Genomic DNA, 22,923 nt, shown 5'->3' on the forward strand with positions numbered 1-22,923 from the left:
CAGGGACTACGTCGAAGGCATGCACATGATCCTCCAGGCCGACAAGCCTGATGATTTCGTGCTCGCCACCGGCGAGACGCGTTCGGTGCGCGAGATGGTCGAGCTGGCCTTTGCGCAGATCGGCCGCCGCATCGCATGGCGCGGGCAGGGCGTTGACGAGACCGGCGTCGACGAGACGAGCGGCAAGGCCGTGGTGAGAATCGATCCCACCTATTTCCGCCCGACCGAGGTCGATCTCCTGGTCGGTGACGCCAGCAAGGCGCGTCAGGTGCTCGGCTGGAAGCCGAAGCGGACGTTTGCACAGCTCGTCGAGGAGATGGTGGCGAGCGATCTGGCGGATGCGAGACGGGACGCCGGCCGTGGCAAGCACAGCGTTTGAGCTGAAAGGCAAAAGCGTCTACGTCGCCGGCCATCGCGGCATGGTCGGAGCCGCGCTGGTGCGCCGGCTCGAACGGGAGGATGCGAGGCTCGTCACGGTGGACCGCCGCGAGCTCGATCTCTGCAACCAGGCCGCCGTGTTCGACTGGTTCGCGCGCGTGCGGCCGCAGGTGATCTTCCTTGCCGCCGCCAAGGTCGGCGGCATCGTCGCCAACAACACGCTGCGCGCCGAGTTCATCTACGATTGGGCCAACTAGCAGTCTCCGTCTCAGCGCATACACCTTCGTTCGCGTGAGAATCTTTTGGGGCCAACGGCCGCGGAAGCATCCGGATCGCGGAAGCGGCATGATTCCTCTTCTGTGACCCATTGATAGCGCTATTCCTGTAGTCGATGCCGTTCGTGAAGCCTTTTCGAGCCACGGCTTTGACGGCTTGATTGCGATAGACCCATGGCAGCAGCGATACTGTGTCTTTCCTCACATCTCATAGTTGATGAACCGCGGCGCACCGATCCGACATGGCGCAATGTCGCCAGGAAAGTCATGGTCTTCCAGCGGCCGTGGGAACCTTGATGGGGAGTTGTGCCCGCGGAGCGCCGATCCCCTCAAGGGTGCCATGTCCGTCCTGGCCCAGGTCTTGTCGATTATGACCAGTTGCTCAGCCTCGACGCTGTTTTGATACTTGTGCATTGGACGCGCGACGCCACGTCGGGACGATCGCGTTCGTCATCCGTCGCGTTTTTTTGAAGCTGAGCTTCTGCATGCACGAAATCCCACCCCCGGTGGTAGTCGATCTTCAGGCCGCGGCCTGCAAGTTCAGCAACGAGACCGGGTATGGTGAAATCGACATCCTTAATTCGCTGCGACAGCCAGATCGCATGGTCTCCCGAAACAGCTTTCGGCTTGTAACTGTCTATCTGGCCGGTAGCAACGCTGCCGGTCTTTTCGACCCGCTTCGTCCAGTCAATTGCCGTGCTGATCGCAACTCCAAATTGCTTGGCGGCTGGTTACGGGACATCACGCCTTCAATCGCGGCAACGACGCGCTCGCGAAGATCCGGAGAGTAGCGCTTGCGCATCCAGGCTGGCCTCCTACCCAGCCAGCATGGAGAATCAGAAACAAGCCGATTTGGTAACCCCAAATCGATTCAAATTAATCCCATCCCGCTTTGGTTTTTTATTTGGGCGACGCCTACGGCGCGCAACCTAGCGTCAGGATGCGAGCAAAGACTCATAGGCATCGCACGATATTGCATCCGTTTTCGCGCGTGACGACAATGACCTTTTCCTTGTTCACCGCCCGCAAAATTCCTGCTTTTGCTATGCCTATGGAGGCGCCGAAGCGCAAAGTCTTGCAAGCGATTTGGACCTTCCAACCAAAATCGAGAGCCGGTGTTTCTCAAATTCACTGTTCTTTTTCCTATTGGTAAGGAACGAAAAAGGAGAGGCAAAACGTTGGGGAGGGATCTTACCGCTCGTCCGCGATGACCTTGCCGTCGTTCGGCAGCGCACCGGGGCCGATTAGCTCGACATTGCCGCCGAGCTTCGTCACCGCGCGCAAGCTGGCGGCGATCTCCTCGCGTAGTGCATCGCTCGCGACGGCCGTTTCCGCTTTCAGCGTCATGGCGTCGGTCTCGCCTTCGCGCGTGACGACGAGCCGCAGGCGGCCGAGCGCGGAATGGCGCTTGCCGATCTCGGCGACCTGCTCCGGCCGGACGAACATGCCCTTGACCTTGGTGGTCTGGTCGGCGCGGCCCATCCAGCCCTTGATGCGCATGTTGGTGCGACCGCAGGGACTGGTGCCCGGCAGCGCGGCGGTGAGATCGCCGAGCGCAAGCCGAATCCAGGGGTGGTGCGGGTCGAGCGAGGTGACGACGATCTCGCCGACATCGCCCGGAGCCACGGGATCGCCGGTGCCGGGCTTGACGATCTCCAGGATCAGATCCTCGTTCACGACCATGCCCTCGCGCGCTTCGGTCTCGAAGGCAATGAGGCCGAGATCGGCGGTGCCGAAGGCCTGGTAGGCGTCGATGCCGCGCGCCTTGATCTCGGCCTGGAGCGAGGGCGGGAAGGCCGCTCCCGAAACCAACGCGCGCTTGATCGAGGAGATGTCGCGGCCCGCGGTCGCGGCTGCATCGAGCAATATCTTCAGAAAATCCGGTGTGCCGCTGTAGCCGACCGGACGATAGGCCTCGATCAGCTCGAATTGCTGCTCGGTATTGCCGGGGCCGGCCGGGATCACCGCGCAGCCGAGCGCGCGCGCCGAGGTGTCGAAGATGAAGCCGCCAGGGGTGAGGTGATAGCTGAATGTGTTGAGCACGACGTCATCGGGGCGGAATCCGGCCGCAAACAGCGCCCGCGCGCCGCGCCAGGGGTCGGCCTGCCGCCCCTCCGGCTCGAAGATCGGGCCGGGCGAGGTGAAGAGGCGGGCGAACGAGCCCGGCGCCGCCGCGACGAAGCCGCCAAAGGGCTGGGAGGCCTTGTGCAGGGCCGGCAGCTCCGACTTGCGCAGCACCGGCAAGCCCGCCAGCGCCGCCCGGGAGGTCACGGCGGTGGGGTCAATGCCCTTCAGCCGTTCGGCATAGGCTGGCGCTGCCATCGCGCTGCGCAGGACCTCCGGCAGGCGGGAAAACAGCTCGGTCTCGCGCGCGCCCGGTTCGCGCGTCTCGCGGGCGTCGTAATGGGCGGTCATGGCGGGTCTTTCCGGGTTGGCATCCGTTGCGCGCCGCCGCCGGCATGGGTATCAGACGGCCATTGACTCGGCTTGAAGAGGACGCGATGGCGGAGGAAGGAATGATTGCGGCGGACGTCGTCGCGCGCCTGAAGCGCCGCATGATCGAGGACGCGCTGCCGCTGTGGTCGATGATCGGCTGGGATGACGCCGCAGGCGGCTTCATCGACCGGCTGCACCGCAACGGCACAGCGGACACGGCCGCGCCGCGGCGCGTGTTCGTCCAGGCCCGCCAGATCTGGTGCTACGCCAAGGCGGCGCAGATGGGCTGGTACCCGCAGGGGCGCGCCATCGCGCTGAAGGGGCTGGAGCACCTCCTGGCCAAGGCGAAGGCGCCCGACGGCAAGCCTGGCTATGTGCACCGACTGACGCCGGAGGGGGCGGTGCTGGACGCGCGGCGCGATGCCTATGACCACGCCTTCATCCTGTTTGCGCTCGCGACCGTCTACACCCTCGACCAGGACGCCCAGGTGCGCGCCGAGATCGACGCGCTGCTCGCTTTCCTCGATGGCCACCTGCGCTCGCCGCATGGCGGCGTCCACGAAAGCCTGCCGGTCTCGCTGCCGCGCCGGCAGAACCCGCACATGCACCTGTTCGAGGCGATGATCGCGTGCTTCGACGCGACCCACGATCTGTCGTTCCAGAACCGCGCCGGCGAGTTCTTCGCGCTGTTTCTCGCCAATCTCTACGACAAGCAGAAGCACATCCTGACCGAGTATTTTGAGGAGGACTGGTCGAAGATCGAGCCGGTCAGCGTTGAGGCCGGCCATCAGGCGGAATGGGTCTGGCTGCTGAAGGGTTTCGAACGCATCACGGGATGCCCGACCGGGCAGCGCCGCGCCGAGCTGCTCGCGACCGCGCTGCGCTATCGCGACGAGGCGACCGGCTGCCTCACTGACGAGGGCGATGCTGTCGGCAACATCCGCCGTGCGACGCGCCGGCTGTGGCCGCAGACCGAGATGGCGAAGGCGTGGATCGCGCAGGCCGAGTCCGGCGAGGCGGGCGCCGCGGACGAAGCGCGTGCGGCGCTGGTGCTGCTCGAACGGCATTACCTCAGCCATCCCGTCAAGGGCGGCTGGTACGACCAGTTCGATCGCGACGGCAAATCGCTGGTCGACACCATTCCTGCGTCGTCGTTCTATCATGTTCTCTGCGCAGTCACCGAAGCGGAGCAGGTGCTCGAGTGAGTTTCAGAGCCACCGCTTGCGGCGCTTGAAACTCTTGAGGTTCTTGAAGCTTTTGCGCTGGTCGCCGGCGCCGCCGAGGTAGAACTCCTTGACGTCCTCGTTGTCGCGGAGCTCGTCGGCGGTGCCGTCGAGCACGACCTTGCCCTGCTCCATGATGTAGCCGTGGCTCGCCACCGACAGCGCGGCGCGCGCGTTCTGCTCGACCAGCAGGATGGTGACGCCGAGGTCGCGGTTGATCTTCTGGATGATGGAAAACACCTCTTTCACCAGCAGCGGCGACAGGCCCATCGACGGCTCGTCCATCAAAATCATCTTCGGGCGCGCCATCAGCGCGCGGCCGATCGCGAGCATCTGCTGCTCGCCGCCGGAGAGATAGCCGGCAAGACCAGTGCGCTCCTTCAGGCGCGGGAAATAATTGAAGACCATGTCGAGATCGGCATCGACCTCGCGGTCCCTGCGGGTGAAGGCGCCGAGCCTGAGGTTTTCCAGCGAGGTCATGTCGGCGACGATGCGCCGGCCCTCCATCACCTGGAAAATGCCGCGGCGGACGATCTTGTCGGGATCGATGCCGTTGATGCGTTCGCCCTCGAACAGGATCTCGCCGCGCGTGACCTCGCCGTCCTCGGTCTTGAGCAGCCCCGAGATCGCCTTCAGCGTCGTCGACTTGCCAGCGCCGTTGGCCCCCAGCAGCGCCACGATCGCGCCCTTGGGCACGTCGAGGCTGAGGCCGCGCAGCACCAGGATGACGTCGTCATAGACGACCTCGATGTTGCGCACGGCGAGGAGGGCGCCAGGCGCCACAGCTGTGGGAGTGGTGCGGGTTGCTTCAATGGTTTGGGACATGCGTCTTCAATTCTCCGCTGTCGTCACAGCTTTGTCCGTCATTCCGGGTTCGATGCTTCGCATCGCCCCGGAATGACGAACGGACCGAGCTCACCAGCCCAGCAGCTCCGGCTTGCGCGGCAGCTCGACGGTCTTGACCTTCTCGAGCTTGATCGTGCCCTTGGCCATGAGGTCGTTAAGGTCGCCGTCGGTCGCGCCCGACACCTTGGTGCGATAGAGGTCGACCTTCAGCGTGCCGCGGTGGTCCTTGTCGGTCCAGGTCGAGGGATTGCAGACGCCCTCCATGCCGGCCGGCACCCAGTCCTTCTTCTGGTAGAAGCCCTTGGCGACGATTTCGCCGGTGGCGCCGCCGTTCTTGGCGGCCCAGTCGAGCGCCTCCTTCATGTACAGCGCCGAGCAGACCGCGGCGATGTAGTGCACCGGTCGATAGACCTTGCCGGTGGGGTCCGACATCTTGGAGATCTCCATCACCGTCTTCATGCCGGGCGCATCGCCGCCCCAGCTCACCGCCGTGCGTAGCGGGAAGATGACGCCATTGGCGGCGTCGCCTGCGGTCTTGGCGGCGTTCTCGTCCATGCCCCAGACATTGCCGAGGAACTGGATGTCGACGCCGGCGGTCTTGCAGGCCTTCATCACCGAGATGTTGGAGGCCGCGGTGTTGCCGAGATAGGCGTAGTTGGCGCCCGAGGATTTCAGGCTGAGGCACTGCGCGCTGTAGTCACCCGGGGAGAGCGCGAACACCAGCGGCGGCAGCACCTCGAAGCCGAGCTCCTGCGCCATGGCTTCGCCAGCCGCCTTCGGGGCGTTCGGATAGGGATGGTTGGCACCCATGTGCACGAACTTGGGCTTGCCGGACTTCCCCTTGGCCTTCCAGTCCTCGGCGGCCCACATCAGCATCGCGCGCAGCGAGTCCGAATAGCTCGGGCCATAGAAGAAATTGTAAGGTGCGGGCTTGGCCTTGCCGCTGACCCCTTCGGGATCGGTGAGCGCGGCAGCATAGGAGCCGGACATGTCGGGAATCTTGTCCTGGGCGAGGAAGCCGGTCAGCGCCTCGGTATCGGCGGTGCCCCAGCCCATGATCGCCGCGACCTTGCTGTCCGGCGCCGACCATTTCTTGTACAGCGCGATCGCGCGCGGAACCTGGTAGCCATAGTCGTTGGTGTCGACATTGAGCTGCTTGCCGTTGACGCCGCCATTCTTGTTGACCCAGGCGAAGGTGTCGGCGACGGCCTGGCCGTAGGGCGTGCCGACGTCCGAGGTGCCACCCGAGTAATCGGCGAGGTGGCCGATCGCGATCTGCGCCTGCGCGCCCGCCGAGAATGCGGCAATCGCGATCGCGAGCGATGCGGTGCTCAAAAGAGATTTTGTCTTCATTGGTTGCTCCTCCTGTTTATTCGTTGGTTCGTGAGTTTCCGCGCTCAGTGCGAGAACGGGTAGAGTTTCCAATACGCCTTGATCTGCCGCCAGCGATGCGCAAGCCCGTCGGGTTCGAACATCAGGAATGCGATGATGATCACCCCGATCGCGATCTCGCGCAGGAAGGTGATGTTGTTGTTGAGCGACAGCGCCTTGTCGATCGCGCCGCCCTTCAGATAGAGGCTGATGAACTCCATCGTCTCCGGCAGCAGCACCACGAAGGCGGTGCCCATCAGCGTGCCCATGATCGAGCCGGTGCCGCCGATGATGATCATGGCCAGGAACAGGATCGAGCGCTCGATGCCGAAACCCTCCTGCGAGACCACGAGTTGATAGTGCGCATAGAGCGCGCCGGCGATGCCGGCGAAGAAGGCGGCGAGGCCGAACGACAGCGTGCGGTATTTGGTGAGGTTGATGCCCATGATCTCGGCGGAGAGATAATGGTCGCGGATCGCCACCAGCGCGCGGCCATCGCGCGTGCGCATCAGATTGGTGACGAGGATGTAGCTCACGAGCACATAGGCCAGCACGACGTAGAAATACTGCTTATCCCCGCGCAGCGTGTAGCCGAAGATCGAGAACGGCTCGGCGCTCGCCGGCACCGAGCCGCCGGAGAACCATTCGGCGCGGGAGAAGAAATCGAGCAGGATGTATTGCGCGGCCAGGGTCGCGATGACGAGGTAAAGGCCCTTCAGCCGCGCGGCCGGAATGCCGAAGATCAGCCCGACCAGCGCGGTGACGATTCCTGCGAGCGGGATCGCGAAGAACACCGGGATCGGCGCATTGTTGGAGATGTAGGCCGAGGTGAAGGCGCCGAGCAGGAAGAAGGCGGCATGCCCGATCGAGATCTGGCCGGTGAAGCCGACCAGGATGTTGAGGCCGAGTGCTGCGATCGAGAAGATACCAATCTGGATCAGGATGCTGAGCCAGTATCCGCCAAGGAATTGCGGCACGAGGCAGAGCAGCAACACGCCGGCGATCGCGAAGTTGCGGCTGGTCGTGGTCGGGAAGATCGTGGTGTCCGCGGCATAGGAGGTGCGGAAATCACCAGCGGGGATGAGGGCAGGGCCGGCCATAGGTCAGATCCGCTCGATGTCGTGGGTGCCGAACAGGCCGTAAGGCTTGATCATCAGCACGATGATGAGCACGTAGAACGGCGCGATCTCGTAGAGATTGCCCCAATGCAGATATTGGCTGTCGACATATTGGGCGACGTTTTCGAGCAGGCCGATGATGATGCCGCCGAGCACGGCACCGCCGACCGAATCGAGCCCGCCGAGGATCGCCGCCGGAAACACCTTGATGCCGTAGGCGGCGAGGCCCGAGGATACGCCGTTCACCACGGCGACGACGACACCTGCGACCGCGGACACCGTCGCTGAGATCGCCCAGGCCATCGCGAACACGCTCTTGACGGAAATGCCGAGCGACTGCGCGACCTGCTGGTTGAACGCGGTGGCGCGCATCGCCAGGCCATATTTCGAGGCGCGGAAGAACCAGGCCATGCCGATCATCATCGCGACCGAGACCACGAGGCTCATCACATAGACGGTCTGGATCTGGAGGCCGAACAGGCTCACCGACTGGCTCTCGAACACGCGCGGGAACGGCTGCGGGTTGACGCCGAACATCCATTTCAGCGTCGCCTGGAGCACGGTGGAGAGGCCGATCGTCACCATGATCACCGAGATGATCGGCTCGCCGATCATCGGCCGCAGGATCAGCACCTGGACCGCGATGCCGAACACGAACATGAACACCAGCGTGATCGGCATGCCGATCCAGAACGGCACCTGGTATTTGGCGAGCAGCGCCCAGCACACCCAGGCGCCGACCAGCAGCAATTCACCTTGCGCGAAATTGACGACCTGCGTCGCCTTGTAGATCAGCACGAACGACATCGCGACCACGCCGTAGAGCGTGCCGACGACGAGGCCGTTGACCAGGAGCTGGATGAGGAAGGCGCTGTTCATGTCGGTTGACCCAGCTCGTCATTGCCGGGCTTGACCCGGCAATCCATCGATGCGGAAAGAAGATTGTTCGGAAGAGGATGGATGCGCGGGTCAAGCCCGCGCATGACGGCCATTTGTGTCACTCCGCAGCCTCCGCCATGTGCCCGTGTCCGCCGAGATCCACCACGCGCAGCGTGGTGCGCACCCTCTGCGTGGTGCCGTCCTGGAAGCGGATCACGGTGTCGACGGGGATGTCGGCATCGCCGCGATAGATGGCGTCGATGATGCCTTCGTATTTCTCGTTGATGACGCCGCGGCGCACTTTCCTGGTGCGGGTGAGCTCGCCGTCGTCGGCGTCCAGTTCCTTATAGAGCAAGAGGAAGCGCGAGATGCGCTGGGCCGGCGGCAGCGTGGCGTTGACGGTCTCGACCTCCCTCTGCAGCAGCTTATAGACCTCGGGCCGCGAGGCGAGGTCGCTGTAGGTGGTGAAGGAGAGGCGGTTCTTCTCAGCCCATTTCGAGATGATGGAGTAGCGGATGCAGATCATCGCCGCGAGCGCGTCGCGGCCGGCGCCGAGCACCACGGCCTCGGCGATATAGGTCGAGAACTTCAGCTTGTTCTCGATGAACTGCGGCGAGAAGCGCTCGCCGCGCGAGGTCTCGGCGAGATCCTTGATGCGGTCGATGACGACGAGCTGCTGGTTGGCATTGAAATAGCCGGCATCGCCCGACAGCATCCAGCCGTCCTTGATGTCGGCAACGCTCGCCTCGGGGTTCTTGTAATAGCCGAGGAACATGTTGGGATGCCGCACCACGATCTCGCCGACGCCGTGGACATCGGCATTGTCGATGCGGATCTCGACGCTGTCGGCCATCGGCACGCCGGTCGTGTCAGGATCGACCTTGCCCTCGGGGTGCAGCGTGTAGGCGCCCAATAGCTCGGTCTGGCCGTAGAGCGTGCGCAGCGGCACGCCCATGGCCTGAAAGAACTTGAACGTATCAGGCCCGAGCGCCGCGCCGCCGGTGGCGGCCGAGCGCAACCGGGTGAAGCCGAGGCGGTCGCGCAGCGCGCGAAACAGGATCGCGTCGGCCAAGCCGGACCGCTTGCCCTGTTCGAGCGCGGCAAGACCCGACTTCATGCCGATGTCGAACAGCCGCTGCTTGAAGGGCGTCGCGTCCATCACCTTGGCGCGGACGTCGGCGGCGATCGATTCCCAGACCCGTGGGGCAAAGAGCACGAAGGTCGGCGCGATCTCGCGCAGATCGTTCATCATCGTGTCGGGCTCTTCGACGAAGTTGATCTTCATCCGGCAGAGCAGACCTTTGCCGAGCACGTAGACCTGCTCCATGATCCAGGGCAGCGGCAGCACCGAGACGTATTCGTCGTCCGGCCCCTTCGGGTCGAAGGCGAGATAGGTCGCGCAATGGCCGAGCACGCGGCCGGCGGCGAGCATGGCGAGTTTGGGATGTGAGGTAGTGCCCGACGTGGTGCAGAGGATCGCGACGTCCTCGCCCTTGGTCGCATCTACGAGCTTGTCGTAAAGCTCCGGCTCCCGTGCGGCCCGCGCGCGGCCGAGCTCGGCAAATTTCTCCGCCGACATCAGCCGCGGGTCGTCGTACTTCCGCATTCCACGAGGATCGGAATAGATGATGTGCTTCAGCTTCGGCACGCGGTCGGCCAGCGTCAGCAGCTTGTCGACCTGCTCCTCGTCCTCGGCGAAGACGAGCTGCGCCTCGCCGTAGTTCAGGAGATAGGAGGCTTCCTCATCCAGCACGTCGCGATAGAGCCCGAGGCTCAATCCACCGATCGCGTGCGTGGCGACTTCCGCCGCCACCCAGTCCGGCCGGTTGTCGCCGATGATGCCGATCACGTCACTCCGGCTGAGGCCGAGCTCGATGAGGCCGAGCGCGAAATCGCGCACCCGCGTCTGGTAGTCGTTCCAGGTGAACAGGCGCCAGAGCCCGAGATCCTTCTCGCGCAGCGCGATCTCGTTGCCATGTTCCTTCGCGTTGAGCCGGAGCATCTTCGGATAGGTGTCGGCCTGCGCGACGCGGCCTGCATAATCCATCATGCCGCGCTCTCCTGTGCGGGCGGGGCATCATCGGGATCGACCAGCGCCTCGTCTTCTTCACCAAGATAGGCGCGCTTGACGTGGGGATCGGCGAGCACGGTGGCCGGATCGCCCTCGGCGATCTTGCGGCCGAAATCCAGCACCATGACGCGGTGGGAGATGTCCATCACCACCCCCATGTCGTGCTCGATCATCACCACCGTCATCCCGAACTCCTCGTTAAGGTCGACGATGTAGCGAGCCATGTCCTCCTTCTCCTCGAAGTTCATGCCGGCCATCGGCTCGTCGAGGAGGATGAGGCGCGGCTCCAGCGCCATGGCGCGGGCGAGTTCCACGCGCTTGCGCAGACCGTAGGGCAGGGTGCCGGCGGTCGCCTTGCGCACCGACTGGAGGTCGAGGAAATCGATGATCTCTTCCACCTTGCGGCGATGCTCGAGCTCTTCCTTGCGCGCGCCGGTGAGCCAGTACAGCGATCCCGTGAGGAAATTGTTCTTCAGGAGGTGATGGCGCCCGACCATGATGTTGTCGAGCACGCTCATGTGGTGGAACAACGCCAGATTCTGGAAGGTGCGGCCGATGCCGAGCGTCGGACGCGCGTTCGGCGTCAGGCCGGTGATGTCGCGGCCCTGGTAGAACAGCTGGCCTTCGGTCGGCTTGTAGCGACCGGAAATACAGTTCACGATCGAGGTCTTGCCGGCCCCGTTGGGGCCGATGATCGAGAACAGCTCGCCCTCCCTGATGGCGAAGCTGACATCGGTCAGCGCACGGACGCCGCCGAATCGCAAGGACACGCCGCGCACTTCGAGACTGGTAGCCACCAAACAAATCCCTCCCGGTGATGGCGCATTCAGTGGCGCTCTTCGTCCGTTCGTCGGTGCGATCCTAGTACGGCCGAGCCGGCGAGGCCATGCAGCGATTGGTCCCGACCGGAGCCGCGCCACTCTGATCCCGAACGGGATCAAAAGCCGCATCGCCCAAGGTGGCTCTCAATAGGGGAAAGCGCTATTTTGAAATGTCTCCGGCCTGACAATTCTGCGACAAAGTTTTTCGGACCGAGGCGGCCTCCATCTTTCGTCGGATGGCAGCGGAATTAATCAATCATGTTGCAATGCAACAGAAGGGCGGAGTGACAAGACGGTGCGGCTGGCCCGGGGATCATGATTTCAGAGGATCATCTGAAGCGCGTCGCCGCCTGGTCGCGCGAGCTCACGCCAGCGGAGATCGAGGTCGCTCGCGCCGGGATCACGGAGCGGTCCTACGGCACCGGCGAGACCGTGTTCATGCGTGGCGACACGTTTGCCTATTGGGCCGGCATGGTCAGCGGGCTCGCGCGGATGGGCGGGGTCTCGCGCGATGGCAAGGAGACCAGCCTTGCCGGGCTGACGGCGGGGGCCTGGTTCGGCGAGGGCAGCGTGCTCAAGAATGAGCCGCGCCGCTACGACGTGGTCGCGCTGCGCAACAGCCGCGTCGCGTTGATGGAGCGCAGCGCCTTTATGTGGCTGTTCGAGAACAGCGTCGGCTTCAACCGCTTCCTGGTGCGCCAACTCAACGAGCGGCTCGGCCAGTTCATCGGCATGCTCGAGGTCAATCGCACGTTGGACGCCACCGCGCGTCTCGCCCGCAGCATCGCCTCGCTGTTCAATCCGATCCTGTATCCGGAATCGACCCGGCATCTGGAGATCACCCAAGAGGAGATCGGCGCGCTCTCGGGCATGTCGCGCCAGAACGCCAATCGCGCGCTGAACCGGCTGGAGAAAGAAGGTCTGCTGCGGCTTGAATATGGTGGCGTCACCATCCTCGATATCGAGCGGCTGCGCGGGTATGGGGATTAGCGCGCGTTGGCGGGAGCGTGGACAGGCCAGAGGTCGGCGCGCCAGCGGATCGCGATCGCCAGCATCGCGACGAAGCCGGCGGCGGCGTAGAGCGACCCGGTCGCAGAATAGCCGATGACGTCGATCAGGCTGCCGGCCGCGAGCAAGCCGATCGGCAGGCCGTAGATCACCATCATGCGTACGCCCATTACGCGGCCGCGCAGATGCGCGCTCGCGGTGCGCATCAGGATCACGGCCGCCGAGATCATCGACATGCTCTGGGCGATGCCGGCGAGCACGAGACAGGCCATCGCCACCGGCATGGTCCTGATCTCGACGAACACCAGCAGCATGGCGTACCAGGCCAGCGTCGCCCCGATCAGCAGCCGGGCGATGCGCAATCCGCTGACGAGGCTGAGCGTGATCGAGCCGATCAGCGAGCCGACAGCGAAGCTCGCCGAGAGGTAACCGAGGCCGGTCTGGTCAGTGTGAAAGATCTCCCGCGCAATGTAGGGCAACAGTCCACCGGTGAAGGGAAACGCGGTGAGATTGGCCAGGAAGGCAACGCAGAGCGCAGCGCGCATTCCCGGGCCATTCCAGGCGTAGACGATCCCTTCCTTCAGATCGTCCAGCAATCGTGACACCGCGTGGCTGTTTGCCGGAAGATCGCTCGTGGTGACGGTCCTTTTGGGCCGGGTCAGGCAGAGCATGAGAAGCGCGGCCACGAAGTAGAGGCAGGCGATCGCGACATAGACGAGGCCGATGCCGAGCACGGCGAACAGTCCGGCGCCCGTCAGCGCTCCGGCGATGCGGGCGCTGTCCTGGGTCGTACTTGCCACGCTGATGGCGCCCACGAGGTGCTCGGCCGGCATGATGTCAGCGAGCAGCGCGCCGCGCACGCCGAGATCCGATGGACGGATCAGACCCATGATCGCAACGATGATCATGACGTTCAGCGGCGACAAATGACCGGTCAGTGCCAGAGCCATGATGGTCGACGAGAGCACGGTGTAGGCAAGACGCATCACGACCAGGAGATCGCGATGACCGATGCGGTCGCCGATCATGCCGAACACCGGTGCGACCAGCGTCCCGACGAACTGGAGCGAGGCAAGCACGGTCAGCAGCAGCACCGAGCCGGTCTCGACCATGATGTACCAGCCAAGCACCAGCGTCTCGACCTCGAACGCCCAGGAGGTGAGCAGGTCGGACGGCCACTGGAAGCGATAATTGCGGATGCGGAACGGCGCGAGCGCGGAAGGTCTCGTGGGTGTGCTCAAGATGCGTTGACGGGTTTCAGGACGATTCCCGGTCCTTATTATTTGTTCTTCTGTTCGGCAGGGTAGTCCAGGCGATGCGTCTGTCAATTGGCGCTACCGCATGCCGCCATGCTTGCCAATGATCTACGGTGCGTCTGTGCGTCTGCAGCATTGCCTCGTTACCCAGCCGATACGAAGAGGCAGACGAGCCACCGCTTGCTCTTCTGGCGCACAAAGCCCATTCTGGTCCGCATTCTGAGGCCCATTTGATAGGGCCAACGGATCGCGCCATCGCGGCTTCCGCGAGGTCTTGAGCCATGAACTGCTCCGGCTGCGGTTTCGAGGTTCAGAGCGGCTTTGCCTTCTGCCCGAAGTGCGGCACGAAGCAGCCGAACGCGTGCCCCGGCTGCGGCTTTCCATGCGCACCGGATTTCGCGTATTGCCCGAAATGCGGCGCCCTGGTCGGCGAGGTCCCTCAGTCCGGAGCACAGGCGCGGCCGACGGCGCCGGTCAGGGTATCCTCACCGCCACTGGCGCCGACAACAGACCCTCAACAGGCATTTCGACCGCAGCCGGACAAGATCGACGGCGAAGCCAATCGCCGCACCATCACCGTGCTGTTTGCGGATCTCAGCGGCTTCACCGCGATGAGCGAACGCCTCGACCCCGAGGTCATGCAGACGCTTCAGAACGAGTTGTTCGAGGAGCTGACGGCGGCCGTGCAAGGCTTTGGCGGCTTCGTGGACAAGTTCATCGGCGATGCGCTGCTGGCGCTGTTCGGTGCGCCGGCTGCGCACGAGGACGATCCGGAGCGGGCAGTCCGCGCTGCCATCGACATGATCAAGCGGACGGCGCAGCTCAGCGAACGAGTGAGGGCGTTTGCCGGTTCACCCCTGCTGCTCCATGTCGGGATCAACACCGGGCACGTGGTCGCGGGCGGGCTGGGTGTGGGCATTGCCAAATCCTACTCGGTGACCGGCGACACGGTGAATACCGCTCAGCGGTTGCAGTCGATGGCGCCCCCGGACCAGGTGCTGGTCGGGCCGTTGACCTACCGTCTGACCCGGCACGCATTCGCGTATGAATCGCTTGGCGAGATCTCGCTCAAAGGCAAGATGGGCAGCGTCCTGGTCCATCGTCTCAAAGGGCTGCTCGACATGCCGCGCGCGGCACGAGGCCTCGACACGCTGGGCCTCAGTGCGCCCCTGATCGGCCGCGACGCCGAACTTTCCCGCGTGATCGGCAGTCTCGATCGCGCGTGCGGCGGGGCGGCGCAACTGGTGCGGCTGGTCGGCGAAGCGGGCATCGGCAAAACGCGCCTCGTGAACGAATTCGTCGCCCGTATCCGCGATGAAGAGCGCTTCGAGGGTGTGGCGATCCGGCAGGCGGTCTGTTCGCCGCTCGGCGAACAATCCTACGGTACGCTCGCCGCAGTGCTGCGCAGCGCCTATGGCATCGCACAGAAGGCCAGCGCCGCGGAGACTGAGGCCAAGCTGACTGAAGCGCTGTCAGAGCTTGGCCTTGCGGCCGAGGAGGCGGAGCGGTTGATGCCGCTCTATGTCCACGTTCTCGGTCTCGGGGGCGCGGACGCCGTATTGCAGCATATCGAGCCCGAACAGCTCCGGCGCCAGATATTCTTTGCGATCCGGACCGTCTTCGAACGGCGCCTGGCCTTGTCGCCGCTTCTGATCATTGTCGAGGATCTGCACTGGGCGGATGCCGTATCCCTCGAAGCGCTGCGATTCCTGATGGATCGGCTGGAGCGCACGCGGCTGATGCTGTTGTTTACGCATCGACCAATGCTGGAGCTGGATCAGTTCGGTTCGGGTCGGATCAGCCACACAACCATCCGCTTGCCTCCACTCGGTGACGCCGACGGACAAAAGCTGCTCGCGGCTTTTTTCAGTCTCGGTTGGCGTGAGCCGCCCGGAAGTCTGTTTAGCCGGATCCTGGAGCGCGCGAGCGGCAATCCACTTTTCCTCGAGGAGATCATCCGCGGTCTCATCGAAGCTGGCGGCCTGGAACGTGACGGCTCGCAATGGCGGATCAAGTCGGATGAAGTCGCCGCCGATATCCCTGCGAGCATTCAAGCTCTGTTGTTGGCGCGCCTGGATCGGCTGCCGCATGAGGTGCGTCGGTTGGCGCAGGAGGCCGCGGTGATCGGCCCCCGCTTCGATGTGGCTCTGCTCGGCGCGGTAGCAACCGGGCAGGCGAAGGTCGAAGTGGGAGTAGAGCTTCTGTGCGACGCCGAGATTGTCGAGGAAGTCGCGGGCGCTAATTCGATTTCGCCGCGATGCTACCGTTTCACGCAGACCATGCTTCAGGACGTGATCTATCAAAACCTGCTCTTGCAGCGGCGGATCGAGCTTCATGGACGCATTGGTGCCGCGCTGGAGCAGCTCTATGGCAACGAGCCCGAGCGGCTTGAAGACCTCATCCTGCTCGGACATCACTTCAGCCTCAGTGCGCGCAAGCCGAAAGGCGCACGCTATCTGCGCGCGGCCGGCGATCGCGCGCGCGCAACCTATGCCAATGACGATGCCATCCGTCTCTACCAACAGGCCCTCGCCGTGCTGTTGACCGGTGGTGAATGCGACCCGGAGCGGCTGGTTCTGTACGAGCAGATCGCGGATCTCTGTGGTGCGGCCGGCCGTCGCAACACGGCCGAGGAGCACTACCAGAGTGCGCTGGAGGGGTGCCGCGTCGCAGCGGATTGCATCGGCGAAGCGCGAATTCTTCGCAAGCTTGGCCGGTTGTTGTGGGACGCCGGCAAGCGGATCAAGGCCGAGACGCATTACGCCGAGGCGGCTGAACGGCTTGGAGGGGTCGAAGCGCCCATCGAGCGGGCGCACCTGTCGCAAGAACGCGGCCGCCTGGCCTTTCGCATGGGCGATCATATGGCCGCCGCGAGATGGGCCGACCAGGCGCTTGGCTACGCCCGATCCGCGCCTGCCGCCGCGGACGAACAGGCCGGACTCGAGGCGGCGCGCGCCATTGCCGAGGCCCTCAATACCAAGGCGGTTGCCCTGGCGCGGCTTGGACGACACCAGGATGCGGTGCGCGAAGTGGAGCAAAGTGTCGAAGCAGCCGAAGCCGCCGGCCTTTTCAACGTGGCATGCCGCGGCTACACCAATCTCGCGGTGCTCTACACGATTGTCGACCCGGCGCAGGCCATGAAGGTTTGTCGGCGCGGGCTGGATGTCGCGCATCGTATTGGCGACCTCGGGTTCCAGGCGCGCCTTCTTGCCAATTTTGCCGTCGCCTGTTGCACCTTCACGGACAAATGCACCGACGAAGGCGTGCCCGCCGCCGAAAAGGCGATCGAGATCGACCGGGCGCTCGATCAGCGCGAGCATCTCCCCGTACCCCTGATCGTACTCGGGCAGATCCATCAATGCCATTTCCGGCCCGATCAGGCTGCTCGCTGCTACAATGAGGCCATCGAGGTCGCGAGCGAAACCGGCGAGCCGCAACAGCTCTTTCCATGCTACGATGGCCTAGCGACATTGAACCTTGATCGCGGCGACATGGCTGAAGCCGAGCGCTATTTCGCGCTGGCCGATGATGTCTGCACCAGGCACGGGCTTGATCCCGCCGGACTGATTGTACTGCCATTTCTTGACTAGGTCATGTGAAGGAGTTCAACCATGTCAGAACGTCATGTCGATGGACCGCTTCAACCGGGCGATCGCGCGCCCAACATCGTGCTGGACGCCATCACGCGCGAAGGGAAGGTCGCACTCGAGGATTTTCGCGGGCACAGTCCGATATTGGTAGGCCTGTTTCGAGGTTTGCATTGCCCGTTCTGCCGCCGCCATATTGCGGCACAGGCGCAGCTTGACGCAGCCCTGCGTGACAAGGGTGTCGAAAGTCTCACCGTCGTCAATACGCCGACCGATCGGGCGCGGCTCTACTTCCGATATCACCCGTTGCCCAATCTGCTCGCCGCGTCTGATCCGGAGCGGGTGTCGCACCGTGCGTTCGGTTTGCCCAATCTCGAGTTCACCGAGAACGAAACCGAGTGGCCGCGCAAGGTGGGCATGGACGTGATCATGAGCATGCAGGTGGACATTCCCGGAGAATTGCCCGGGCCCATGAATCGCCTGGCTGCTGCCGAGCAGCTCAACAACAAGGATGGCTACGAGATGATGGAAGCCGATCAGCGCATGGCAGCAACCGGCCATGGCCAGCTGTTCGGCCAGTTCCTGCTTGATCGGGAGGGAATTGTACGCTGGAGCTTTACCGAGGTACCCGAAGGCGGGCAGCGCATGTTCGGAATGCCGAGCCCGAAGGAGCTGATGTCGGCTGCTTCGCAGGTAGCAGGCTAGGCGTCGCGTATCCTGTCTTGCGCGTGTCGGACTCTCAGGTCTCTCGTGACGGCAACTTCTCGGCAAGCCTGACCGCCATCGCGGAGATCAGTGGCCGCATGAAATAGGCGTTCTCCGCCGGAACGATGTCGGCGCGCAAGCCATGTCCGGCAAGTTCGCCGGATACCGCGGGTCCCACCGACGCGATCAGCGTCCGCTCGAAGCCTTTGCGCAATTTCGCTTCGCTGCCATGGGCCTTCGCCGCTTCGATCAGGCGGCGGACCTGGCCGAGATTGGTCAGAGCGATGCAATCGATCCGTCCCTCCGCCATGTCGTCGATCGCGGCGACGATATTGGCATCCGCGGCCTTGGAATCGTAGACATAGGGCAGCACGCTGTCGACCTCGGCGCCTTGCGCGGCGAGCGCGCCGGTCAGCGTGCTGTGGTCCTTGTCCGGATAGAGCTGGAGGCCAAGGCGATGCCCCTTCAGGTCGAGCTTGCCCAGCATCTCGATCACGCCCTCGCTGGTCGGCTTCTCCGTGGTCTGCTGCGCCTCGAGCGAGACCTCGCGCAGCGCCTTGCCGGGCTTCGGGCCGCGGGTGAATTTTCGTGCCTTGGCGAGCGACGTGACAAGGGCTTGGTCGAGCCCGCGAGCGCGCGCGAGCTTCATGATCCGCCGCAGGCCTTCGCCGGTCATCAGCACGAGATCGTCGAACGGCTTGTCTATCGCGCGGCGGATCCAGGCTTCGACCGGGGCGGGGTCCGGCGCATCCTCGATGGTGAACATCGGACATTGCACGACCTCGGCGCCTTGCTCGGCCAGAAGCTTGGAAAACTGTGCCTCCTCGCGGGTTTCCAGGATCAGGATGCGGGTGCCGTTCAAACGGTCGGCCATGGGCGTGCTCCGGTCAGTCAAATCGCAATGTTACGTTCATCCTGACTCCGCGGTCGGGATTGGCGCAAGGGCAGGGTCGGTGCTAGAGCAGGGCGCAAATCGCGGACCGTTCCGCGGCCCTTGCACAAACCTTCATCAAGAGCCATGCCCGACCATCAATATGTGCTGACCCTGTCCTGTCCGGATCGCCCCGGCATCGTCTCGGCGGTGTCGACCTTCCTGGCGAATTCCGGACAGAACATTCTCGACGCCCAGCAGTTCGACGACGTCGAGACAAAGAAGTTCTTCATGCGCGTGGTGTTCACCGCCGCCGATCTCGCCGTGGAACTGTCTGCGCTCCAGACCGGCTTTGCCGCGATCGCCGAGCGCTTCGGCATGGAGTGGCAGATGCGCGACCGCGCCGCGCATCGCAAGGTAATGCTGCTGGTGTCGAAATCGGATCATTGCCTGGTCGACATCCTCTATCGCTGGCGCACCGGCGAATTGCCGATGACGCTCGCCGCGATCGTGTCCAACCACCCGCGTGAGGTCTATGCGGGGCTCGATTTCGGCGGCATCCCGTTCCACCATCTGCCGATCACGAAGGAGAGCAAGCCCGAGCAGGAGGCGCAGATCCTCGATCTCGTCGCCAAGACCGGGTCCGATCTCGTCGTGCTCGCCCGCTACATGCAGATCCTGTCCGACGATCTCTCGGCAAAGCTGTCCGGGCGCTGTATCAACATCCACCACTCGTTCCTGCCGGGCTTCAAGGGCGCAAAACCCTATCACCAGGCGCATGAGCGCGGCGTCAAGCTGATCGGTGCGACCGCCCACTACGTCACGCGCGACCTCGACGAAGGTCCGATCATCGACCAGGACGTCGAGCGCATCAGTCATCGCGACACGCCGGAGGATCTCGTCCGCAAGGGCCGCGACATCGAGCGCCGCGTGCTCGCCCGCGCGATCCGTTATCATCTCGACGATCGCGTCATCCTCAACGGGCGCAAGACCGTGGTGTTTGTGGATTAGCGAATAGTGAGTGGGGAGTGGCGAATGGACGGAGGGGGCGATATTCGCCACTCCCTATTCGCCATTCGCCCCGTTAACGCACCGCGCCGCCTGACGTCGTCCCCGTCGCGCCCTTCTGCGCCTGCTCTTCCTTCTCGCGATCGGCCGCCGGCAACAGCCGCTTGCGTTCGCGTTCTTTCATGTAGGCGTCGTATTGCGGCGTGCCCGGCCGCGGCGGAGCATCCGCCGGCAGGCCGCCGGCCCATTGCGGGATGTAGTCGCCCATGCCGGACGAGAGCTTTTCGTTGACGGTGCCGCAGCCGCACAGTCCCGCAGCGAGCGCAACGAGGGCAAGGACGGAGCAGAAAGACTTGGGCATTGTGGGGGCGCGGCTTCTGTCATGGGGCGCCAGCTCAGGCTGACGTCGGGAGAGTAGCCTTCAACAAGGTAAAATAGGCTTATTCGAGGTAGGTAATTTGTTACCTAGTCTTACCACCACGACCTCGCCGATGTCCGAATCCTGCAAAACATGGACGAAATCCTCCATCCACTCCGCCGGTCGCGTTCCTAGACTGCTACAGCAGGCTCGCGACAAATTGGCTTGGGCAGCGGAAGGGGCTTTTTCGTTGACAGGTCCATTTTATTTGTACAATCGTACAAATGGAGGCGGGCGCGGTCGGGAAGCTCGGGTTACCCCGACGTAACCGCAACACCGTCCCTCGCCGTCGGCAATCGGAACGTTCGGCTTGCGCCGAAGGGTCGCCAAACGTCCGATTGACAATGAGGGCGCGAAAGACGCCATGTGGCGCGCGATATCGCGCGTGCGTGAGCTAAACTGAGGCAAGGACCGGGCACTCGGTCCGGCGCACAAGAGGTCAGGAATGAAGGGGAGGGACATTTGATGTTCGAGCGCAAAATGTTTTCGCGGACCGCAGCAGCGGCCGCTATCGCAGGCCTTGCGGCAATCGCGCCGGCCAAGGCCGAGGACACCGTCAAGGTCGGCCTGATCCTGCCGATGACCGGCGGCCAGGCCTCGACCGGCAAGCAGATCGAAAACGCGATCAAGCTCTACATGCAGCAGAAGGGCGACACCGTCGCCGGCAAGAAGGTCGAGATCATCCTCAAGGACGACGCTGCGATTCCCGACAAGACCAAGACCGCCGCGCAGGAGCTGATCGTCAACGACAAGGTCAATTTCATCGCCGGCTTCGGCGTGACGCCCGCCGCGCTCGCGGCGGCGCCGCTGGCGACCCAGGCCAAGATCCCGGAAGTCGTGATGGCGGCCGGCACCTCCATCATCACCGAGCGCTCGCCCTATATCGTGCGCACCAGCTTCACCCTGGCGCAGTCCTCGACCATCATCGCGGACTGGGCGGTGAAGAACGGCATCAAGAAGGTGGCGACGCTGACCTCGGACTACGCGCCGGGCAATGACGCGCTGAACTTCTTCAAGCAGAACTTCACCGCGGGCGGCGGTGAAGTGGTCGAAGAGGTGAAGACCCCGCTCGCCAACCCCGACTTCGCGCCGTTCCTGCAGCGCATGAAGGACGCCAAGCCCGATGCGATCTTCGTGTTCGTGCCGGCCGGCCAGGGCGGCAACTTCATGAAGCAATATGCCGAGCGTGGTCTCGACAAGGCCGGCATCAAGGTGATCGGACCCGGCGACGTCACCGACGACGATCTGCTCAACAACATGGGCGATGCCGTGCTCGGCACGGTCACCGCGCATCTCTACTCGGCGGCGCATCCCTCGCAGATGAACAAGGACTTCGTCGCGGCCTACAAGAAGGCGTTCGGCAATCGTCCGGGCTTCATGGCGGTGAGCGGCTATGACGGCATCCACCTCATCTACGAGGCGCTGAAGAAGACCAATGGCGACACCAACGGCGACAAGCTGATCGAGGCGATGAAGGGCCAGAAGTGGGAGAGCCCGCGCGGCCCGATCTCGATCGACCCCGAGACCCGCGACATCGTGCAGAACATCTACATCCGCAAGGTCGAGAAGGTCGACGGCGAGCTCTACAACGTCGAGTTCGCGACCTTCGAAGCCGTCAAGGATCTCGGCAAGACCAAGAAGTGACCCGCGAAAGCGGGTCATCCCGGGGCGCGCATTAGCGCGAACCCGGGATCTCGAGATTGTTGAAACGAGATTCCGGGTTCAGCGCTGCGCGCTGCCCCGGAATGACGAACGACTACCAGGATTAGTCCAGCCTCGATGACCGCAATCCTCACCAACCTGTTCGATGGCGTTGCCTACGGCATGCTGCTGTTCGTGCTCGCCTGCGGGCTCGCGGTGACGCTCGGCCTGATGAACTTCGTCAATCTCGCGCACGGCGCCTTCGCCATGGCCGGCGGCTATGTCTGCATGGTGCTGGTCAACCGGATGGGCTGGCCGTTCTTCGCCGCGCTGCCGCTCGCCTTCGTCTCCTCGGCCGCGATCGGCATCCTGCTCGAGCGCACGCTCTACCGTCACCTCTATACGCGCAGCCATCTCGACCAGGTGCTGTTCACCATCGGCCTGACCTTCATGTCGGTCGCAGCCGTCGACTACATCCAGGGCTCCTCGCGCGTCTTCATCAACCTGCCGGCCGCGCTCCAGGGCCAGTTCGACGTGTTCGGCGTCGGCATCGGCCGCTACCGGCTGATGATCATCGTGATCTGCGGCCTGCTCACCATCGGCCTGCAGATGGTGCTGGCGAAGACGCGTTTCGGCAGCCGCCTGCGCGCCGCGGTCGACGATCCCCGTGCAGCCAGCGGCCTCGGCATCAACGTGCCGCAGGTGTTCGCCTTCACCTTTGCCTTCGGATGTGGGCTTGCCGGTCTCGGCGGCGCGCTCAGCGCCGAGATCCTCGGCCTCGATCCGTATTTCCCGCTGAAGTTCATGATCTACTTCCTGATCGTGGTCACCGTCGGCGGCTCGTCCTCGATCACCGGCCCGTTCCTGGCCTCGCTTCTGCTCGGCATCGGCGACGTCGCCGGCAAATATTACGTGCCGAAGATGGGCCCCTTCGTGATCTACACCATGATGATCGTGATCCTGATCTGGCGCCCGAACGGCCTGTTCGGCCGCACGGCCGCGCGTTGAGTT

General features: G+C 63.9%; 19 protein-coding genes and 2 pseudogenes. 10 read left to right on the top strand and 11 right to left on the bottom strand.

The window, feature by feature from the left end; all coding sequences use genetic code 11:
• Position 1 precedes the first annotated feature (1 nt).
• From BRAGE_RS0106050 to BRAGE_RS54260, 3 genes and pseudogenes are all read left to right on the top strand, one after another.
• A pseudogene (locus BRAGE_RS0106050) lies at positions 2-379 on the top strand (GDP-mannose 4,6-dehydratase); the annotation flags it as partial.
• Positions 360-623 (top strand): annotated as a pseudogene (locus tag BRAGE_RS0106055) (NAD-dependent epimerase/dehydratase family protein); the annotation flags it as partial. The pseudogenes BRAGE_RS0106050 and BRAGE_RS0106055, both read left to right, overlap by 20 nt.
• 443 nt (positions 624-1,066) lie before the next feature.
• Positions 1,067-1,444 carry a hypothetical protein gene (locus tag BRAGE_RS54260; RefSeq protein ID WP_141263084.1) on the top strand — a complete coding sequence of 126 codons (378 nt, stop codon included), beginning with the start codon at positions 1,067-1,069 and terminating at the stop codon, positions 1,442-1,444.
• A gap of 400 nt (positions 1,445-1,844) precedes the next feature.
• Here the strand turns inward: BRAGE_RS54260 and BRAGE_RS0106065 are convergent, their stop codons facing one another.
• Positions 1,845-3,068 carry a phenylacetate--CoA ligase family protein gene (locus BRAGE_RS0106065; RefSeq protein WP_027564924.1) on the bottom strand — a complete coding sequence of 408 codons (1,224 nt, stop codon included), beginning with the start codon at positions 3,066-3,068 and terminating at the stop codon, positions 1,845-1,847.
• Between the two features lie 86 nt (positions 3,069-3,154).
• Between BRAGE_RS0106065 and BRAGE_RS0106070 the strand changes: the two genes are divergently transcribed.
• Positions 3,155-4,294, top strand: a complete 1,140-nt coding sequence (locus tag BRAGE_RS0106070) for an AGE family epimerase/isomerase (RefSeq protein ID WP_027564923.1) — start codon at positions 3,155-3,157, stop codon at positions 4,292-4,294.
• A 3-nt stretch (positions 4,295-4,297) separates the two neighbouring features.
• Here BRAGE_RS0106070 and BRAGE_RS0106075 read toward each other — a convergent pair whose 3' ends face one another.
• The 7 genes from BRAGE_RS0106075 to BRAGE_RS0106100 all read right to left on the bottom strand — a co-directional run bounded on the left by BRAGE_RS0106075 (position 4,298) and on the right by BRAGE_RS0106100 (position 11,394).
• Positions 4,298-5,137, bottom strand: a complete 840-nt coding sequence (locus BRAGE_RS0106075) for an ABC transporter ATP-binding protein (RefSeq protein ID WP_027564922.1) — start codon at positions 5,135-5,137, stop codon at positions 4,298-4,300.
• 90 nt (positions 5,138-5,227) lie between these two features.
• Positions 5,228-6,511, bottom strand: coding sequence for an ABC transporter substrate-binding protein (locus tag BRAGE_RS0106080; RefSeq protein WP_027564921.1), 1,284 nt, complete (start codon positions 6,509-6,511; stop codon positions 5,228-5,230).
• Between the two features lie 44 nt (positions 6,512-6,555).
• Positions 6,556-7,629: a branched-chain amino acid ABC transporter permease gene (locus BRAGE_RS0106085; RefSeq protein ID WP_027564920.1), complete on the bottom strand. Its 1,074-nt coding sequence runs from the start codon at positions 7,627-7,629 to the stop codon at positions 6,556-6,558.
• Between the two features lie 3 nt (positions 7,630-7,632).
• The gene (locus tag BRAGE_RS0106090) at positions 7,633-8,526 is read right to left on the bottom strand and encodes a branched-chain amino acid ABC transporter permease (protein ID WP_027564919.1); all 894 of its coding nucleotides are present in this window, start codon (positions 8,524-8,526) and stop codon (positions 7,633-7,635) included.
• Positions 8,523-8,639 carry an ABC transporter gene (locus BRAGE_RS54265; protein WP_156950839.1) on the bottom strand — a complete coding sequence of 39 codons (117 nt, stop codon included), beginning with the start codon at positions 8,637-8,639 and terminating at the stop codon, positions 8,523-8,525. Before BRAGE_RS54265 ends, BRAGE_RS0106090 begins: the two co-directional genes overlap by 4 nt.
• Before the next feature lie 5 nt (positions 8,640-8,644).
• Complete coding sequence (locus BRAGE_RS0106095) at positions 8,645-10,576, bottom strand: long-chain fatty acid--CoA ligase (RefSeq protein ID WP_027564918.1); 1,932 nt, start codon at positions 10,574-10,576, stop codon at positions 8,645-8,647.
• Positions 10,573-11,394, bottom strand: coding sequence for an ABC transporter ATP-binding protein (locus BRAGE_RS0106100; RefSeq protein WP_027564917.1), 822 nt, complete (start codon positions 11,392-11,394; stop codon positions 10,573-10,575). The genes BRAGE_RS0106095 and BRAGE_RS0106100 overlap by 4 nt, the downstream gene beginning before the upstream one ends.
• 339 nt (positions 11,395-11,733) lie before the next feature.
• On the opposite strand from BRAGE_RS0106100, the gene BRAGE_RS0106105 reads away from it, so the two are divergent.
• Positions 11,734-12,408, top strand: coding sequence for a Crp/Fnr family transcriptional regulator (locus tag BRAGE_RS0106105; protein WP_027564916.1), 675 nt, complete (start codon positions 11,734-11,736; stop codon positions 12,406-12,408).
• On the opposite strand, the gene BRAGE_RS0106110 is transcribed toward BRAGE_RS0106105, so the two are convergent.
• Positions 12,405-13,667 (bottom strand): MFS transporter, encoded by a 1,263-nt coding sequence (locus tag BRAGE_RS0106110; protein WP_028146213.1) that lies wholly within the window; start codon positions 13,665-13,667, stop codon positions 12,405-12,407. The two genes, BRAGE_RS0106105 and BRAGE_RS0106110, sit on opposite strands and share 4 nt — an antisense overlap.
• Before the next feature lie 296 nt (positions 13,668-13,963).
• On the opposite strand from BRAGE_RS0106110, the gene BRAGE_RS0106115 reads away from it, so the two are divergent.
• Together BRAGE_RS0106115 and BRAGE_RS0106120 are read left to right on the top strand one after the other, a co-directional pair.
• Positions 13,964-17,272 (top strand): adenylate/guanylate cyclase domain-containing protein, encoded by a 3,309-nt coding sequence (locus BRAGE_RS0106115; RefSeq protein WP_027564914.1) that lies wholly within the window; start codon positions 13,964-13,966, stop codon positions 17,270-17,272.
• Between the two features lie 21 nt (positions 17,273-17,293).
• On the top strand, positions 17,294-17,974 hold the full coding sequence (locus BRAGE_RS0106120; RefSeq protein ID WP_027564913.1) for a redoxin family protein: 681 nt from the start codon (positions 17,294-17,296) through the stop codon (positions 17,972-17,974).
• A gap of 34 nt (positions 17,975-18,008) precedes the next feature.
• Here BRAGE_RS0106120 and BRAGE_RS0106125 read toward each other — a convergent pair whose 3' ends face one another.
• Complete coding sequence (locus BRAGE_RS0106125) at positions 18,009-18,848, bottom strand: uroporphyrinogen-III synthase (RefSeq protein ID WP_027564912.1); 840 nt, start codon at positions 18,846-18,848, stop codon at positions 18,009-18,011.
• A gap of 144 nt (positions 18,849-18,992) precedes the next feature.
• Between BRAGE_RS0106125 and purU the strand changes: the two genes are divergently transcribed.
• Positions 18,993-19,856, top strand: a complete 864-nt coding sequence (gene purU, locus BRAGE_RS0106130; protein ID WP_027564911.1) for a formyltetrahydrofolate deformylase — start codon at positions 18,993-18,995, stop codon at positions 19,854-19,856.
• Positions 19,857-19,929: 73 nt separating this feature from the next.
• Here the strand turns inward: purU and BRAGE_RS0106135 are convergent, their stop codons facing one another.
• The gene (locus BRAGE_RS0106135) at positions 19,930-20,214 is read right to left on the bottom strand and encodes a hypothetical protein (protein WP_027564910.1); all 285 of its coding nucleotides are present in this window, start codon (positions 20,212-20,214) and stop codon (positions 19,930-19,932) included.
• Positions 20,215-20,736: 522 nt separating this feature from the next.
• Here BRAGE_RS0106135 and BRAGE_RS0106140 point away from each other — a divergent pair.
• Both BRAGE_RS0106140 and BRAGE_RS0106145 read left to right on the top strand, forming a co-directional pair.
• On the top strand, positions 20,737-21,915 hold the full coding sequence (locus tag BRAGE_RS0106140; RefSeq protein WP_027564909.1) for an ABC transporter substrate-binding protein: 1,179 nt from the start codon (positions 20,737-20,739) through the stop codon (positions 21,913-21,915).
• A 135-nt stretch (positions 21,916-22,050) separates the two neighbouring features.
• Positions 22,051-22,920: a branched-chain amino acid ABC transporter permease gene (locus tag BRAGE_RS0106145; protein WP_027564908.1), complete on the top strand. Its 870-nt coding sequence runs from the start codon at positions 22,051-22,053 to the stop codon at positions 22,918-22,920.
• The last annotated feature ends 3 nt before the right edge of the window (positions 22,921-22,923 follow it).

The sequence above is a fragment of the Bradyrhizobium genosp. SA-4 str. CB756 genome, assembly GCF_000473125.1.
In the GTDB taxonomy this organism is placed as follows: Bacteria; Pseudomonadota; Alphaproteobacteria; order Rhizobiales; family Xanthobacteraceae; genus Bradyrhizobium; species Bradyrhizobium arachidis.